The sequence below is a fragment of the Protofrankia sp. Cr2 genome, assembly GCF_963555885.1.
Taxonomy (GTDB): Bacteria; Actinomycetota; Actinomycetes; order Frankiales; family Frankiaceae; genus Protofrankia.
This window is the reverse complement of record NZ_CAUVXG010000038.1, coordinates 26419-42952: the sequence shown is the minus strand read 5'-3', so window position 1 is coordinate 42952 and position 16534 is coordinate 26419. Positions and strand designations below refer to the sequence as shown.

The window sequence follows — 16534 nt, the reverse complement described above, 5'->3', positions numbered from 1 at the left end:
GGAACCAGCAACCGCCACCTCCACCCGGCTGGGGCCAACCACAGCCCCCGCCCGGCTGGAACCAGCAGCAACCGGGCGGACCCGGCCAGTGGGGGCCGGGACAACCCGGACCATGGCAACAGGCCGAAAAGCCGGGGATCATCCCACTACGGCCGCTCGCGGTCGGCGAAATCCTCGATGGCGCCTTCTCCGCGCTGCGCCAGAACCCCGGGGCGACCATCGGGCTGACCGTCGCCGCGACCAGCGTGGTCCAGATCATCAGCACTCTGCTGACCGCCTGGAGTCAACGGACGTCCAGCAACGCCGAGATCTTCGCCACGATCGTCACCGCCGTGCTCTACGGCGTTCTCGCCATCGTCCTGGCCGGCATGCTGAGCGCAGTGATCAGCGACGCTACCCTGGGTAGCAAAATGACTGCCGGAGAAGCCCTGCGACGCGTCCAGCCTCGGCTGGGCGGCCTGATCGGCCTGTCCATCGTGGTAGGCCTACTGACGGTCCTCGGGCTCATCGGGCTGATCATCGGCGCTCTGTTCGTCACGGTCGCGCTGGCCATGTCGACTCCCGCCTTCGTCCTCGAGGGCGGGAGCATCGGGACGGCCATGCGACGTTCATGGACGCTGGTCCGCGGCGCGTGGTGGCGGACCTTCGGGATCATTCTGCTCACCTACCTCATGGTCGGGGTCCTCACGGCCGTCCTCCTGATCCCCCTGGCCGTGATCATCGCCGGTGGTGGCGGCTCGCTGACCGATCCCTACAGCGGCGCCCTGACAACGCTCGGCCTCGTGGTCACCGCCGTCATGAACATCGCGGTCAGGGCTGTGACCACGCCCATCACGGCCGGGGTCATCGTGCTGCTCTACATCGACCGCCGCATCCGGTTGGAAGGGCTGGACGTGACCCTCGCCCAGGCTGCGCGGGAGCGTGCGACGAGCGGCCAGGGATACCAGTAGACGTCATGGTCGGGCCGACGGTAACCCGCGGCGGGGCGGCGGACGAAGCTCGCCACGAACTTTCCAGGGGCATCTACCACGATGCCGGGCTGGGATGGACCGAACGCGTGCTGAGCTGGATCGGTGACCGGCTGACCGACCTGTGGACCAGCGCCACCCAGCCGTCGGGCCACGGGCTTGGCATAGCGGCGGTCGTCATCGTGATGGCCCTGGTCGCCGGCGTCGTGTGGCTACGGCTCGGCCCGGTACGACGGGCCGCGCGAACGACGACAGGCGATCTTGACCTCGGCAGCCCGCTGTCCGCCGCGGCGCTGCGAGCCGAAGCCGACAGCCGTGCGCTGGCGGGTGCGTTTGCCGAAGCGGTGCGGTCACGACTGCGGGCAATCGTGCGGATGTTGGAGGAGACAGGAGTGCTGGAACCCCGGCCGGGACGCACCGCGGGCGAGCTCGTCGCCGAGATCGCCCGAATCGACGCCGAAAAATCGCCCGCTCTGGACGCGGCGGTGACGGTGTTCAGCGAGATCTGGTACGGCGGGACCGAGGCATCCGCGGCCTCCTACCGGCTCGTCGTCCATGCGGATGAGGTGCTCATGGGCATGCGGCCGCGCCCGGTGGGCCAGCCGGTTCGCACCTTCTCGGCGCCGGCATGACCGCCACCGCGCTGCGTGCCGGACCTGCCCCCGCGGCGGTCCAGCGTGGCGTCCGCGCCGGCGCCGTCCTCGTCCTGCTGGTCATCGCGTACGCCGCCGCATCCGCCATGCTTGAGACGCCCAACGGCCGCCCGCTCGACCCGACGTCGGCCGCACCAGGTGGGACCAGAGCGCTGGCTGAGATCCTGGGAGCACACGGCGTCGGTGTCGCGGTGACGCACGACCCCACCGAGGCCGCGGCAGCTGCCGCGAATCGCGCCACCACGATCGTGCTGGCATATCCCGAACGCGTCACCCCGGCGACCCTTGACGCCCTTGCGAGCGCGGTCAGCCGGGGCAGTGACCTGCTGCTCATCGCGCCGGTCACCGCTGTCCTCGAGGCGTTGGACCTGCCGCTGACCAACACCGGCGGCGTTGTGCCCGCGACGCCTGCGCCAGGGTGCGGGTTGCCCGAGGCCGCGGTGGCGCAGGCCGCCACTCTCGGCGGCGGTTCGGGCTTCCGCGTCACCCGGCCGGGCCTCAGCCGAGTGACGGCCTGTTATCCGGTGCGTTCGACCGCAACCCTGGTCGTGCTGGCGCAACCGGTCAGCGCCACGGCGGGGCGCCAGCCCGGACGGTTCGTCGTGTCCGGTAACGCAGCGTTCATGACCAACAGGCAGCTGGCGCAGGAGGGCAACGCTGCACTTGCGATCGGGCTGCTCAACCGGCATGAGGCTGTGACGTGGGTGATCCCGCAACCGGGCGGGCCGGGCTCGGTCGCCGCCGAGAACAGCCTGCTCGATCTGCTTCCCGACCGGGTCGTTCTGGGCTGTCTCCAGCTCGCCGTCGCGTTGGTCGTCCTCGCCCTGTGGCGCGGACGCAGGCTCGGGCCGCCGGTGGCCGAACCGCTGCCGGTCGTGGTGCGAGCGGCTGAGACCGTCGAGGGGCGGGGACGGCTCTACGCGGCGGGGAAGGCACGGGAACTGGCCGCAGCGGCGCTGCGGGCGGGACTGCGGGCGCGCCTGACCGAACGGCTCGGCTTGGCGACCCGGCCCGGCCCGCCAACCTCGCAGAACCCCGCGGCCACGCATCCCGAACCGGACCCGAACGCGCTCGTGACCTCGGTCGCCGACCGAACCGGGCGGTCACCGGTCGAGATCACATCGCTCCTGTACGGTTCCGGGATGAGTCACGACACCACCGCTGCGGCCGGTATGTTCCAGACAAAGGGCGCATCCCTCGACGATCACGCACTGTTGCGGCTGGCGGAGCAGCTCGACGCGCTCGACCAGGACGTGGCAGCGGGATGAGCGCCCCGGGAACATCCAGCGACGGTAATGTCGTGGTAACGACACCTTCACGGAAAGAGACGGCCACCGGGTCACCCATGTCGACCGAACCGCACCTGTATCCCGGCCCGCCGGCGGCCGAATCCCCCCCACATCGCGGTACACCGGATGAACACGAATCGGCCCGCCAAGCGCTGATCGCGCTGCGCGAGGAGGTGGGCAAAGCTGTCATCGGCCAGGACGCCGCGGTCAGCGGCCTTGTGGTGGCACTGCTCTGCCGCGGGCACGCGCTACTCGAGGGCGTCCCGGGGGTTGCCAAGACCCTGCTGGTCAGGGCGCTCGCCGCGGCATTGTCCCTGGAGACCAAGCGGCTGCAGTTCACCCCCGATCTGATGCCGGGAGACGTCACCGGATCGCTCGTCCACGACACCGGTACGTCCCGGTTCACCTTCCGGGAAGGGCCGGTGTTCACGAACCTGCTGCTTGCCGACGAAATCAACAGGACGCCGCCGAAGACTCAGGCCGCGCTGCTGGAGGCGATGGAGGAACGCCAGGTCAGCATCGACGGGACACCGCGGCGGCTGCCGGTACCGTTCGCGGTCATCGCCACCCAGAACCCGATCGAGCACGAAGGCACCTATCCGCTGCCCGAAGCGCAACTTGACCGCTTCCTGCTGAAACTCACCGTGCCGCTGCCGCCGCGGGACGACGAGATCAGGATGCTCACCCACCACGCGTCCGGCTTCGACCCCTCCGACCTCGATGCGGCCGGAATCCGGCCGGTCGCCGGACCGTCGCAGTTGGCAGTCGCCCGCGACGCGGTCCGCGCCGTCGCGGTCCGACCCGATGTCCTCGCCTACATCGTCGACCTGGCCCGGACAACCCGGGCCGCACCCGCCGTCGCGCTGGGAGTATCCCCCCGCGGTGCGACCGCACTGCTGGCCACCACCCGAGCGTGGGCCTGGTTGTCCGGACGCGGGTACGCGACCCCGGACGACGTCAAGGCGCTCGCCCGACCGACCCTGCGGCACCGGCTCGCGTTGCGTCCCGAGGCCGAGTTGGAAGGCGTCACCGCGGACACCGTCCTCAACCAGGTGCTGGCCACCGTGCCCGTGCCGCGGTAACCCACTGCGCCGGCAATACCCCTCGATGCCAGCGGTAACCCCTACGCCGAAGGCGCGCGATCGTCGTTCTCGTCGCACGTCCCGAGGCCCCAAGGAGCTCACGGGTGGCCATCACCGGACGGGCCGCGGCGCTCGCTTTCGCGAGCGCGCTGATCATTTTGTTCTCCCCTGCCCCAGGTTGGACGCTCCTGCTGGTCAACGGCCTGCTGATCGTCGCAATCGTCGTGGATCTCGCGCTCGCCGGCGGCGTGCGCACGCTGGTGTTCGCCCGGTCCGGGCCGACCGCGGCACGGCTCGGTGAAGCGGTGCCGCTCGTTCTGACGGTGACGAACACCGGGAGCCGGACGGTTCGCGCCCGCGTCCGGGATGCCTGGCCGCCATCGTCGGGCGCCACACCACGCGTCTGGCCGGTGACCGTCCCAGCCGGGCAACGCCGATTCGGCGAAATGGTGTTGCGGCCCACCCGCCGGGGTGACCGTCATCCGTACCGAATAACGGTCCGTTCATTGGGCCCCCTCGGCCTCGCCGGTCGGCAGGGACGGCACGTCGCGCCCTGGCGGCTGCGGGTGTTACCGGCGTTCACGTCCCGCCGCCACATTCCCGCCGCGTTCGCCCGCCTGCAGGAGATCGAAGGTAACGTCACCCTGCGCGGGGGCGGGCAGGGCTCGGAGTTCGACAGCCTGCGCGACTATGTTCCGGGCGACGACGTTCGGATGATCGACTGGCGGGCCAGCGCGCGGCGCGGCACGGTCGCGGTCAAGTCGTTCCGGCCGGAACGCGACCGCCGGGTCATCTGCGTTCTGGACACTGGGCGGACCAGCGCCGGTCGGATCGGTGACTCTCCACGCCTCGACCACGCGATGGACGCCGCCCTGCTACTGGCCGCGGTGGCCGCCCGTGCCGGTGACCGGGTCAGTCTGATCGCCCATGACGCGGCCGCCCGCGTCACGCTGCCCCCGGCAGGCGGCCCGAATCTGCTGGTCCGGATGAGTGCCGCGCTGGCGCTGGTGGAACCGGTTCTGACCGAAGCCGACCATCGGGCGATCGTCTCTACCGTCATGCGTACCGCCAGCCGACGGTCGCTGGTGGTGCTGTTCACCGAACTCGCTCCCGCGGTGATCGAGGAAGGTCTGTTGCCGGCGCTGCCCGCGCTGACCGCTCGGCACACCGTCGTCGTCGCGGCCGTGAGCGATCCGCGCGTGGCGGAACTCGCGGCCGGCCGCGGCGACGTCCGCGCGCTGTATTCCGCCGCCGCGGCCGAACAGGCGCTGCTACGGCGACGCCAGCTCACCGCTCTGCTCCGCCGGTACAACGTGCAGGTCGTGGATGCCCTACCCGCGACCTACGCGGCCGCTGTCACCGACATCTACCTGACGCTGAAGTCCGCCGGCAGCCTGTAGCCCGCCAAGCCAGTACCCGGCACGGCCTGCCGGGTACTGGCTTGGCGGGGCGCGCCCGAACCTGCCCGTTGTGCCCGTTGTGGCGCCGGGGTCCGGTCAGACGGTCGGCGCGAGATCGGCAGAAAGATCTGCTTCCAGGTCGCCGGTCTCCCCCACGGCCACGGCACGACGGCCGTAGACCCAGACATACCCGATGAACACCGCCAGGGCGGCGGCGCCGATGGCGATCCGGACCCCGGCGGGCAGGGCTGACGGTGTCACGAACGCCTCGATCAGGCCGCTGACCGCCAGCGCGACGGCCAGGCCGAGTGAGATCACGACAGCCGCCCGGCCCTCAGCCGCCAGCGCCTCGACCCGGCGACGCGGGCCCGGATCGATGATGGACCAACCCAGCCGCAGGCCGACCGCACCCGCGGTGAACACGACGGTCAGCTCCAACAGCCCGTGCGGCAGGATCAGCGTGAAGAACTGGGACGACTCGCCGCAGCTGGTCATGTAGCCGCCGACAAGCCCGAGATTGCCGGCGTTGACCAACAGCACGGTCAGCGTCGGCAGACCGGCCAGGGCACCCAGCGCGATGGCCGAGGCGCTTACCCAGGCGTTGTTCGTCCACACATGTGCCGCGAACGAGGAGGCGGGATTCTCCGAGTAGTACCGGGCGAACTCCGTCCGGCACAGGGCCGCCACCTCATCCTGGGGGAGCAGCCCGCTGTACGCGGCCGGGGAGTTCACCACCCACAAGCCCAGGGCGAGAGCCACCGCGAGTGAGACCGCGCAGGTGGCGAACACCCAGCCGCGACGGGCGTAAACCGCCGCCGGGAACGTCACGGTGAAGAATCTGCCAACGACATGCCAGCCCGGGTCCCGGGCACCCGCGACAGCTGACCGCGCCCGGGTCACCGTGCCGGCAAGGCGGTCGACCAGCATCGGGTCCGGATAGCGACTACGGATCACCGACAGGTGCGTCGCGACCTTCTGGTAAAGCTCGACCAGCTCGTCGAGCTCTGCACCGGACATCCGGCGGGGCCGCGCGGCCCGCCGGACGAGGTCCTCCAGGCGTGCCCATTCGGCGCGATGCAGGCTGACATATGCATCGAGATCCACCCAGCCCCCGCCTCTCCATCGCGCTCCACGCCAGAACTGGGACTATGACTGCGACCGGACACCGCGATCACGACGGGTACCCGGCAGAAATCGGACGGGTGGAAACAGACAGGTCGAGGATAATGGGTGCCCCTGCCCGGGTCTGCACCCCCCGGGAGGTACCGTCCGGGATCCCGCGAGCCGGACAGATGCTTCTCGAACACGCCCCAGCCCCGCGACGCCGCGCCCCTATTGCCGGGCGCTCTTAAAGGACAGGAACAGAGTGATCATGCGGGAGACGACACGGACCGGAGGCGCGGCGTGAGCCAGTTGATCACCGGTGAAGCCGTCACGATCGACCTCCGGGTCGCCCGGCTCGGCTCGCGGCTCATCGCCTGCACTGTCGACCTCAGCATTGAGTTCGTCGTGCTCCTCATCATGGCTTGGGTCTCGTTCAGGATCGTGGTTCCAGACGACGACGCGCTCGCCGCCACCGTCTATCTGCTCGTTGTGATCACGGTGCTGGTCGGCTACCCGGTGACGGCCGAGACCGTCTGGCATGGACGCACCATCGGCAAGGCGGTCATGGGGCTGCGCGTGGTCCGCGACGACGGCGGACCCATCCGGTTCCGCCATGCCCTCGTCCGGGGTCTGCTCGGTGTCGTGGTCGAAAAGCCCGGCGCCCTGCTGGGGACCCCTGCCGTGCTCAGCATGCTGATCTCGGAGAGATCCAAGCGGCTGGGCGACATCCTCGCCGGAACGGTCGTCCTGCAGGAACGGATCCCACGCGGTAACGCCGCGCCGGTGATGATGCCCCCGCAGCTCGCCTACTGGGCGTCCACCCTGGACCTGTCCTTGTTCGGCGACGCCCTGGCGCTCGCCGTCCGTCAGTTCCTCGGCCGGGTCCAGGAGCTCTCGCCCGAGGCTCGCGAGCGACTCGGCAGCCAGCTCGTGGCGTCCGCGCTTGCAGTCGTCACGCCACCACCGCCACCGGGTACACCCGGTTGGGCCTACCTGTCCGCGGTCCTCGCCGAACGCACCGCGCGTGCCCATCGGCGCCTCACCGGCGGCCCGCCGGGTTGGCAGCCGGGCTGGCAGCCGTCGACCTACCCGAATCCGGCATTCCAGAACCCGGCATCCCGGCATTCGGTATCGGCGGATCCGTTTGCGGGGGACCCGTATTCCGCTGGGTCCCAGCGGGTCCCAGCGGGACGACAATCCGGGGCCGCCGCACCCACTGTCGCCCAACCGTTCCCGCCGTTCCCACCCGCCCCGCAGATACAGCCGGTCCAGCCGATACAACCGGTTGAGCAACCCGCACCCGGCCCCTTCGTCCCGCCGAGCTGAGAGCCCGCTTTGGATCGTGTGACCGGCCGGCCGGTCACACGAAAGATCCAAAATGGGTTCTGGGCCGATCCTCGTCCGGCATCATTCAATGATCAAAATGACCGGACCGGCGGATCATCCGGATCCCTCAGGTGACGCAGGTGACGCAGGTGACGCAGGTCAGGAGCCGTGCTCCCAGGAATTGAGGTAGATCTCCCGGGCCGGAGTCAGATCGGGGGCACGAGCGGACGGTGCCCTTCGGTCGCACAGTCCGGGCAGGATGTCGTGGACCTGATCTGGCATGGTTCGCCGTCCAGCCTGGCCGCCTGAAGCAGGCCCACCCGCCCAACGCCATCACAGGTCGGACACAGCATGTTCACTTCGCGGCCGACGGGCTCGGGCCGGTCGCCCGCGGCTGGCTGCGCGCTCACCAGCGCCGTCCATCAACACTGTCGATGGCGGTACCGCCGACAGCAAATCCGGCGACACCAGTCCCGCCGGCACCGATCCCGGCGATACCGACGCTGCTGTTCGTGTTCTCCGCCTCCGCACCGGTGCAGAGTGGTCCCCTGGGCACGGGACCACTGTAGGGACCGCGAAAGGCGCGGTCGGGATATTCAGGACTTTCGGGACCGGATCAGAGCACGGTGTGCCCTGACTCATACTCCCCCGTATGCCTTCCGTGCATGCCTTCGAACAACAGGGGAACTCACCCGTCCGACCGGTTGCACCCGGCCAGCCGCACCGCGCACAAGCAGGCGGGGCGGCGCACAACGTAGCCCCATTCAGGGGAAGCCGAGCGCGCCGGCTTCCGGCCTGCCACGGGGGTCAGTCAGAATCTCCCCGTGGGCCAAAGCTCATGCGATCATGGAAGGTGACGTCACGGCCGTGCAGAGAGACTCCACGTTGCGGACCCCCACAGGTGGTCACGGCGACAGGGTGACCGGTGCCAGTGACAGCGGTGTCAGTTTCGGTGACGGCGGTGGTGGTGGCGACAGTGGCGACGGCGGTGGCGGTGGCGGTGATGGCAACGGCGGTCGTCGGCGTCGAGGTGGCCGGCTCACCAGGATCGGGCTGGTCGTCACCAGCGCAGGGCTAGGCGTGGCGCTGCTGTTCCTACCAATGATCAGCGCGGTCGGCCTGTTCGCCAAGACATCGGCCGACCATTACCTGGCTCTGCCCGCCGAGCTGGCCACGCCGCCGCTTCCCCAGAGCTCCACCATCCTCGCCGCTGACGGCAGTCTCCTCGCGACGCTGCGCGGTGAGGAGAACCGCACCGTCGTCGATGGCAAGACCATCCCGACGGTCATGCGCCAAGCCATCGTCGCCATCGAGGATTCGCGTTTCTACACCCATGGCGGGGTGGACGTGAAGGGAGTCACCCGAGCGGCGTTGCGCAACAGTGCGGCCGGTGACGTCGAACAGGGCGCCTCGACGTTGACCCAGCAGTACGTCAAGAACGTGCTGCTGCAGAACGCGCGCACCAGGCAGCAGCGTGAGGTAGCGGCCGGGACGTCGCTCCAGCGCAAGATCCAGGAAGCCCGGTACGCCGTCGCCCTGGAGAACAGCCTCAGCAAGGACGAGATCCTCGGTCGCTACCTCAACATCGCCTACTTCGGCAACGGCAACTACGGTGTCGGAACCGCCGCCCAGAACTACTTCCATGTGGGTGTCGCCAACCTGACGCTGCCCCAGGCGGCGTTGTTGGCCGGGCTCGTGCAGAGCCCTTCCCTGTACGACCCGGTGAACCATCCAGATGCCGCGAGGGTGCGCCGGGACGTCGTCCTGGACCGGATGGCCGAGCTCGGTGACATCACCCTGACCGCCGCGGACACGGCGAAGGCCACCCCGGTCACGGTCGTCCATGCCGCCGCGGCGGCGGCGCAGGACTCGTGCGAGACGTCAAGCGCGCCCTTCTTCTGCGACTTCGTCCGCGCCCAACTGCTCGCCGACCCGGCGCTGGGCACGACCGAGGCCGAACGCGCCCGGCAGGTCCACGAAGGCGGCCTGGTGATCAAAACAACGCTACAACCCAAGGTCCAGGCTGCGGCCCAGGACACGGTCAACGCCGTCATAGCGCCGAGCAACCCGGTGTCGGCGACCGAGGTGGTGATCGAACCGGGCACCGGCAACATCCTCGCGATGGCGGTGAACCGCGTCTTCGGCTCCAACTCCGCCGCCAACCAGACCAAGGAGCCGCTGCCGACCACGGCGGTCTTCCAACCAGGCTCGACATTCAAGACCATCGCCCTCGCCACCGCGCTCGAGGCCGGCTACGGGCTGAACACCCAGTTCTACTCACCCTCCTGCTACATCTCGAAGAAATTCCCCCGCGGAGATCCGCACAGCGGCGGTGACTGCCCCACCGGTATCGGCAACGCCGACCCGAGTGAAGACGGCGTCTACGACATGTCCAAGGCGACCTGGGACTCTGTGAACACCTATTACATCCAGCTCACGGAGAAGATCGGCGTACCGGCTGTCGTGGACATGGCGATCCGGCTCGGGATCCCGGCCTCCTACCTGAAGAACGTCTCCCCCGCCAAGGGCGAGGTGTCCATCGGTTCGGAGCTCGTCCCGCCGCTGGATATGGCCAACGCCTACGCCACCCTCGCCGCCCACGGTATGCACTGCGACCCGCGCTACATCCTGTCGGCGACGGACTCCAGCAACCAGAACGTGGACATCGCCCCCGCACCCGTCTGCAAGCGGGCGGTGTCCGCCGGTGTGGCGGATACGGTGACGAGCATCCTGACCGGCGTGGTCACCCAGGGCACGGGGTTCCCGAACGCCGCGGCGATCGGACGCCCGGCCGCCGGCAAGACCGGCACCACGGACAACTACTCGGCCGCATGGTTCGTCGGGTACACCCCGCAGATGTCCGCCGCCGTCGCCGTCGGCAACCCGAAAGGTGCCCAGGGCCACCCGCTGAAGGGGATCGTCGCGGACGGCCGGACCTGGCCGCATGTGTTCGGCGGCGACCTCCCGGCGATCATCTGGAGCCGCTCGCTGCGACAAGCCCTCGCAGGGGTCCCGGCCATGCCGATGTCAAAGGCGGACCCCACCGTGGCCAGGGGAACCAAGGGTGGGTTGTTGTCCACTCCCCCGCCGGCGCCCGCCGCTTCCACACCCGACCCGACCGCCGGTCTGCTGCCGGGTACCACCACGACCCAGCCCGGGGGTACGACGCCCTCCTCGGGTGTCACGATTCCAACAACCCTGCCAACCGCGACCCGGTCCCGCTGAGCAGAAGGGTTAGTTCGGTAGTGGGCGGATGTCGAGATCGCGGGCGGCGGCGACCGGGGTCGGGTCGAGACCGAGCGCGACTGCGAGGTAGACACTGGCGTAGTCGAACAGGCCGACCAGGGAGGCCAGCCGCTCCAGGCGGCTCGACCCCTGCGCGGACACCTCGGTGACCGGGATCCCGCGCTCGGCGGCGGCGACGATCACGGCGTCGGCCTGCCGGGTGACCGTCGGGTGCTCCGCGGCCTGATCACGCAGAAGTACCAGCCGAAGCCGCACCGGCTCCGCCTCGTCCACCCGGTCGCGGAAGAAGTCGTCGAGGTCCTCGGCTGTACCGGCGGCTGTACCGGGGCCGGCATCGGGGCCGGCACTGCCGGCGGACCCGGCGCGGCTCCCGAATGCCCCGTCCAGGATGCCCACCTGGGCCGCTGCCGCCTCCGGCAGGACGCCCGGCACCGCGGGGTAGCCGGCATTCGCGGCCAGTTGGTCAGCCGCCCGGCTCACCGCCGCGGCGGTCAGCGCCGTGGTCCCCCACAGCAGCGGCAACGACCCGGCCAGCGCGAGCGCCAGCTCCTTGGCGGGGCTGACGAACGTCTCGCTGCTGGGTCGGCAGCGCATCGCCACGTCCTCCAGCCGTGCGGCCGTGGCCTCGATCGCGCCGGCTCCCTCGGCGCCGCCCGGGACGAGACCCAGGGCGTGCACGGCAACCACCGTCGGGACGAGCAGCGCCCAGAAACTCGCACGGGTGGGCCTGGCGTCCACCACCGGGACCGCAACGAACAGTGCCCGGGCCCGGTCTGCCAGCGCGGCCAGCGGTGAGTCGGGTGCGCCCACGGCAAGCGTCCGGCAACCGCGACGATCAGCTTCCTCCAGCGCGGACAGCGCCTGCCCATCGCGTCCCGAGCCCGACACGACGATCACCAGGTCAGCCACGCCGGCCCATCCGGGCAGACCGAAACCGTCGTATTCGAGTACCGGAACGGGGCAGTCGGGGCCCGTCACCGCGGTGAGCGCCGCACCGAGCGCCGTCGAGCCGCCAGCCCCGGCCACCAGCACGGCGCGCGGGCGGCCGTCAGCCGCGAGCGAGGCGACCCCGGCCTCCTGCGCCAGCGCCCCGGACTCCCGGACCTGGCGGGCCGACGACGCCACGTGCAGCAGCATGCCGGACGGGTCGGCCCGGGTCAGCCGGGCAACATCGTCAAGGATGCCCTCGTCCACGATCGCCCCCCGGTTTCGACGTGTCTGGCTCATCATCGCGTTCATTCGTCCGGGCCGCCGGCCGTGCGATGCTCCCGGCGCCGGTCACCCCATATGTCGACCCATTCCTCAGGACGAGCTGGGCACCGGGGTCTCGACATCGCCGGTCGCATCCCCTACCGCGTCCCGTGGCCGAGGATCGGTCTGGACAGCGTCGGTCTGGACAGCGCCGGCCTGCACGTCGCCGGTCTGGACAGCGCCACCAAAGGGAACCGCTTCGTCGAGCAGCATCACCGGGATCTCGTCGCGAACCGGGAAGGCCAAGCCGCACGAGGTGCAGACCAGGACGGCCTCACCGGCGAGGGTGTCCGAGCGCAGCGGGGCATGAGCCGGGCACGGGCAGGCGAGAATCTCCAGCAGGAGTGGATCGAGACTCAACGGTCGATCTCCCTTCCATGACGGATACGGGTGAGGACCTCGTCCCGCACCTGTGACATCGTGGCATGGTCGGGAGCTTCCACGTTCAGGCGCAGCAGCGGTTCGGTGTTGGACGGGCGCAGGTTGAACCACACACCGCCGCCGAGCGAGACCGTCAGCCCGTCGAGATGGTCAATACCGGTCGCAAGCCCCACATACGCCTTCTCGATCTCGGCCATCGCGACCCCGGCGTCGGTGACCTCCGAGTTGATCTCTCCGGAGAGCGTGTACGGCGCATAGCCATCAAGTAGACGCGACAGCGGCCGCTCCTGCTCGCCGAGCGCGGCTAGGACGTGCATAGCGGCGAGCATCCCGGAGTCGGCGCGCCAGAAGTCCCGGAAATAGAAGTGACCGGAGTGCTCGCCACCGAAGATCGCACCGGTACGCGCCATCTCCGCCTTGATGAACGAATGGCCGACGCGGGTCCGTACCGGCACGCCGCCGAGCCTGGTGACGAGCTCGGGCACGGCGTTGCTGACGATCACATTGTGAATGACCGTGGCACCGGGCTCGCGGGCGAGTTCCCGCTCCGCGACCAACGCGGTGATGGTGGACGGCGACACGCACTCGCCGCGTTCGTCGACGACGAAGCAGCGATCCGCGTCACCGTCGAAGGCGAGCCCGATGTCGGCCCCGGTAGCGCGGACCGCTGCCTGCAGGTCACGCAGGTTCGCCGGCTCGATGGGGTTGGCCTCGTGGTTGGGGAAGGACCCGTCCAGTTCGAAGTACAGCGGGTGCACCGTCAGCGGCAGCCCCTCGAACACGGCCGGGACGGTCAGACCGCCCATGCCGTTACCCGCGTCCACCACGACCCGCAGCGGTCGGATGGCCGACAGGTCGACCAGGGTGCACAGATGCTCGGCGTATGCGACCAAAAGGTCTCTGTGGGTGATCGTACCGCGCGGTCCGGTGAACGCCGGAATCCCCGCCTCGATCAGGGCGCGGATGTCCCCGAGACCGGTGTCCGCCCCGATCGGAGCCGCGCCGGCCCGGCACAGCTTGACGCCGTTGTACTTGGCCGGGTTGTGGGATGCGGTGAACATCGCTCCCGGGATGTCCAGCGACCCGGCGGCGAAGTAGAGCAGGTCGGTCGAGCCGAGACCGATCATGATGACATCCGCGCCCTGGCCGGCAGCCCCGTCGGCAAACGCCGTCGAGAGCGGGACCGACGAGTCACGCATGTCGTGCGCGACGACGATCCGTGGCGCCGCCAGCACACGCACGAACGCGGCTCCGACCGTGCGGGCGACATCGGTGTCCAACTCGGAGGGCACAACCCCCCGCACGTCATACGCCTTGAAGATCCGGGACAGATCGTGCACCCTTCCGCCCTTCCTCCGCTTGCCCACGGGGTACGCGATCACAGGTCAGCTCGCGCCCGCCGGCCCCCGGGAACGCCAGCCGGCACCAAGGACCCTACCGACGCGAACTCAGCTCGGCCGGGGCAGGACCCGCAGGTGACCACGTCGACCTCCGGGTGCCGACGGATCGGGCGGGTCCTCGTGGACAGTGGGTCGGCTCACCTCACGAACCGCGTCCGCGAGCGCCTCAAGATCATCAGAGGCTGCGCTGTGCCTGGTCTCACCCTCGATCCGCACGACCGCCCAGCCCAGCGGCACAGTGAGGCGGTCGGCGTGCGGCCCACACAGGTCGTAGGAATGCGGCTCGACGTATGGGGAGAGCGGCCCGAGGACGGCTGTCGACTCGGCGTAGGCGTACGTGAGTGTGGCGACCGCGGCCGCTGAGCATGCCGAGCGGGAGCAGCGGCGAGGCTTCACGTTCCGGACGGTAGCCCCCGGAACGGGCGACGGCCACCACCACCCGCCGTGTCGCACCCACCCGCGGAACGCCGGTAAGTAATCAATTACACTCCGCACCCAGCAGGTGAACTGGCGGACACCGGCAGACACGTCAGGGTAACCGAGGCGAAATTCACCCGATGAATCCGGAGGGCATCGGTACGGCCTCTCGTCGCGAGCCGTACGCTCACGCCATGGCGGACAACGCCTCTCCCGGCGCCTCCTGGGGAACCCCCGTGCCGGCCTTCCCGTCCCCACAGCCTCCCATCCCCATGTCACGTCGCCGTGACCGGCGCGGGCGCGGCCTACGGGGTGTCCTCCTCCCGCCGGAGGTCCCCGCCTATCGCAGCCGCGGCGAACGGTTCGACGACCTCGTGCTCGACGCCGTCGAGCACCTCGAGCACCGCTGGTCCGCCGAACTGTCCGACGTCGAGTTCGCGGTTGAGGACGTCCCGCCCGTTCCTGCGGACCTCAGCCCGGAAGAACCCGTACCGCTGGCTCACCACCAGCCGCCGGCCGGCCGGGGACGCTCCGCGACACCGCACCGGATCGTCATCTACCGCCGGCCGCTGGAGGCCCGCGCGATGGACACCGACGACCTCGCCGAGCTCATCCTGGACGTCCTCATCCACAAGGTCGCGGACATGCTCGGCATGGAACCGGAGGTCATCGACCCGGAGGGCCACGGCTGGCACGAAGACGAATAAAAGAATAGACGAATAGACGGGTAAGAGCGCCCGGGGGCCTCCGATTCTCGCGCGACCGCGAGATCCGAACAGTTCACAAGGAGGACCGCCAACAGTGACCGTCGGAAAGCCCGACCGGATCCTGCGGTTGTTCGGGCGGGTGCGCACCTATGATTGGGGTTCGCCCACCGCCATATACGATCTGCTCGGTGAGGCCCCCACCGGCCAACCGGCCGCGGAGCTGTGGCTGGGAACCCATCCGGGCGCCCCGTCGCAGGTCGAGACCGTCGGCGGGCTACGGCCGGCGGCCGATGTCGTGGGCCCGCTGCCTTTCCTGCTGAAGGTTCTCGCCGCGGAGAAAGCGCTCTCGTTGCAAGTCCACCCGGACGCGGCACGGGCACGAACCGGCTTCGACGACGAGGAAAGCTCCGGCGTTCCGCGCGACGCCACCCGGCGCCGCTATCGGGACCGTAATCACAAACCCGAGCTGCTTGTCGCGCTCACGCCGTTTCGCGCACTCGCCGGAGTCCGTGACCCGCTACGGACCCTCGCCGTGGTGCGTGGCCTCGGTCACCCGCCACTGGCTGCCGCGTTCAGGCCACTCGAGCGGAACCCGTCCACCGGCGCCGCGACGGTTCTGCGCACGCTGCTGACGATGCCGGCCGAACAGGCGCACGCCTGTACCAGCGGTCTGGTCAAGGCCGCCGCCGCGCTGCCACCACCGGCGGACCCGGACGTGGCGGCAGCCGCCGACCTGGTAGGCCGCCTCGCCGCGGCACACCCCGGCGACGTGGGGATCGCCGCGGCGCTGCTGCTCAACGACGTGGCGCTCCAGCCGGGCGAGGCGCTGTTCCAGCCCGCACGCCTGCTGCACGCCTATGTCCACGGTGTCGGCATCGAAATCATGGCGACGTCGGACAACGTGCTGCGCGGTGGGCTGACGCCGAAACACATCGACGTCGACGAGCTGCTCGATGTTCTCGACCCGACGCCGACCCCGGCGCCGGTGCTCACCCCCCGAACCATGCTGACGACGGCTGGCCTCACGGTGCGTACCTGGGACGTGCCGGTCGCCGACTTCCTGCTGACCGAAGCGATCTGCGACCGACCGGCCGGTGCGCGACCGGCCGGTGGCGGGCACATGCCGGTCACGCGTCCGGCCGTCCTGCTGGTCACCGACGGCACCATCGAGGTGTACGGCACGGGCACCGATGTCATCAGGCTGCAACGCGGCCAGGCTGCGGTGGTCGCCCCGGGGTCGCCGGCATCGACGCGGCTCGGGCTCGCCGGCGTGGGCCGCGTGTTCCTCGCCTCACCGGGGTAGGACGCCT

The 16534-nt window shown here is 70.0% G+C and carries 14 protein-coding genes and 1 pseudogene; 9 read left to right on the top strand and 6 right to left on the bottom strand.

The genetic code is table 11. The features are described 5' to 3' along the window. From U9978_RS16815 to U9978_RS16795, 5 genes are all read left to right on the top strand, one after another. The coding region (locus U9978_RS16815) for a hypothetical protein (RefSeq protein WP_322762083.1) at positions 1 to 950 on the top strand (950 nt) is incomplete at its 5' end. Between the two features lie 5 nt (positions 951 to 955). After that, complete coding sequence (locus tag U9978_RS16810) at positions 956 to 1600, top strand: DUF4129 domain-containing protein (RefSeq protein WP_322762082.1); 645 nt, start codon at positions 956 to 958, stop codon at positions 1598 to 1600. Continuing rightward, complete coding sequence (locus U9978_RS16805) at positions 1597 to 2889, top strand: DUF4350 domain-containing protein (RefSeq protein ID WP_322762081.1); 1293 nt, start codon at positions 1597 to 1599, stop codon at positions 2887 to 2889. The genes U9978_RS16810 and U9978_RS16805 overlap by 4 nt, the downstream gene beginning before the upstream one ends. 77 nt (positions 2890 to 2966) lie before the next feature. Then, complete coding sequence (locus U9978_RS16800; RefSeq protein ID WP_322762080.1) at positions 2967 to 3992, top strand: MoxR family ATPase; 1026 nt, start codon at positions 2967 to 2969, stop codon at positions 3990 to 3992. A gap of 104 nt (positions 3993 to 4096) precedes the next feature. Further along, positions 4097 to 5392: a DUF58 domain-containing protein gene (locus tag U9978_RS16795; RefSeq protein ID WP_322762079.1), complete on the top strand. Its 1296-nt coding sequence runs from the start codon at positions 4097 to 4099 to the stop codon at positions 5390 to 5392. 96 nt (positions 5393 to 5488) lie between these two features. Here U9978_RS16795 and U9978_RS16790 read toward each other — a convergent pair whose 3' ends face one another. Continuing rightward, positions 5489 to 6496, bottom strand: a complete 1008-nt coding sequence (locus tag U9978_RS16790) for a stage II sporulation protein M (protein ID WP_322762078.1) — start codon at positions 6494 to 6496, stop codon at positions 5489 to 5491. 300 nt (positions 6497 to 6796) lie between these two features. On the opposite strand from U9978_RS16790, the gene U9978_RS16785 reads away from it, so the two are divergent. Further along, positions 6797 to 7822 carry an RDD family protein gene (locus tag U9978_RS16785; RefSeq protein WP_322762077.1) on the top strand — a complete coding sequence of 342 codons (1026 nt, stop codon included), beginning with the start codon at positions 6797 to 6799 and terminating at the stop codon, positions 7820 to 7822. 159 nt (positions 7823 to 7981) lie between these two features. Here the strand turns inward: U9978_RS16785 and U9978_RS16780 are convergent, their stop codons facing one another. Beyond that, positions 7982 to 8104 carry a hypothetical protein gene (locus tag U9978_RS16780; RefSeq protein ID WP_322762076.1) on the bottom strand — a complete coding sequence of 41 codons (123 nt, stop codon included), beginning with the start codon at positions 8102 to 8104 and terminating at the stop codon, positions 7982 to 7984. 585 nt (positions 8105 to 8689) lie between these two features. Between U9978_RS16780 and U9978_RS16775 the strand changes: the two genes are divergently transcribed. Beyond that, positions 8690 to 11047, top strand: a complete 2358-nt coding sequence (locus tag U9978_RS16775; RefSeq protein ID WP_322762075.1) for a transglycosylase domain-containing protein — start codon at positions 8690 to 8692, stop codon at positions 11045 to 11047. Between the two features lie 9 nt (positions 11048 to 11056). Here the strand turns inward: U9978_RS16775 and U9978_RS16770 are convergent, their stop codons facing one another. From U9978_RS16770 to U9978_RS16755, 4 genes and pseudogenes are all read right to left on the bottom strand, one after another. Beyond that, positions 11057 to 12295, bottom strand: coding sequence for an SIS domain-containing protein (locus U9978_RS16770; RefSeq protein ID WP_322762074.1), 1239 nt, complete (start codon positions 12293 to 12295; stop codon positions 11057 to 11059). 204 nt (positions 12296 to 12499) lie between these two features. Then, a pseudogene (locus U9978_RS16765) lies at positions 12500 to 12679 on the bottom strand (Trm112 family protein); the annotation flags it as partial. Then, on the bottom strand, positions 12676 to 14040 hold the full coding sequence (locus tag U9978_RS16760; RefSeq protein ID WP_322762073.1) for a phosphomannomutase/phosphoglucomutase: 1365 nt from the start codon (positions 14038 to 14040) through the stop codon (positions 12676 to 12678). The gene U9978_RS16760 and the pseudogene U9978_RS16765, both read right to left, overlap by 4 nt. Positions 14041 to 14148: 108 nt before the next feature. Then, positions 14149 to 14496, bottom strand: a complete 348-nt coding sequence (locus U9978_RS16755) for a DUF3499 domain-containing protein (RefSeq protein ID WP_322762072.1) — start codon at positions 14494 to 14496, stop codon at positions 14149 to 14151. A gap of 215 nt (positions 14497 to 14711) precedes the next feature. Here U9978_RS16755 and U9978_RS16750 point away from each other — a divergent pair, with 215 nt between their 5' ends. Then, on the top strand, positions 14712 to 15224 hold the full coding sequence (locus tag U9978_RS16750) for a metallopeptidase family protein (protein ID WP_322762071.1): 513 nt from the start codon (positions 14712 to 14714) through the stop codon (positions 15222 to 15224). Between the two features lie 94 nt (positions 15225 to 15318). Continuing rightward, positions 15319 to 16527: a mannose-6-phosphate isomerase, class I gene (manA, locus tag U9978_RS16745; protein WP_322762070.1), complete on the top strand. Its 1209-nt coding sequence runs from the start codon at positions 15319 to 15321 to the stop codon at positions 16525 to 16527. Positions 16528 to 16534: the final 7 nt, after the last annotated feature.

Bases quoted from the DNA above. Each gene is read 5' to 3' on its own strand.
- U9978_RS16770 (WP_322762074.1), bottom strand. From the start codon at position 12,295: ATGAGCCAGACACGTCGAAACCGGGGGGCGATCGTGGACGAGGGCATC.
- U9978_RS16800 (WP_322762080.1), top strand. From the start codon at position 2,967: ATGTCGACCGAACCGCACCTGTATCCCGGCCCGCCGGCGGCCGAATCC.
- U9978_RS16805 (WP_322762081.1), top strand. From the start codon at position 1,597: ATGACCGCCACCGCGCTGCGTGCCGGACCTGCCCCCGCGGCGGTCCAG.
- U9978_RS16780 (WP_322762076.1), bottom strand. From the start codon at position 8,104: ATGCCAGATCAGGTCCACGACATCCTGCCCGGACTGTGCGACCGAAGG.
- U9978_RS16750 (WP_322762071.1), top strand. From the start codon at position 14,712: ATGGCGGACAACGCCTCTCCCGGCGCCTCCTGGGGAACCCCCGTGCCG.
- U9978_RS16810 (WP_322762082.1), top strand. From the start codon at position 956: ATGGTCGGGCCGACGGTAACCCGCGGCGGGGCGGCGGACGAAGCTCGC.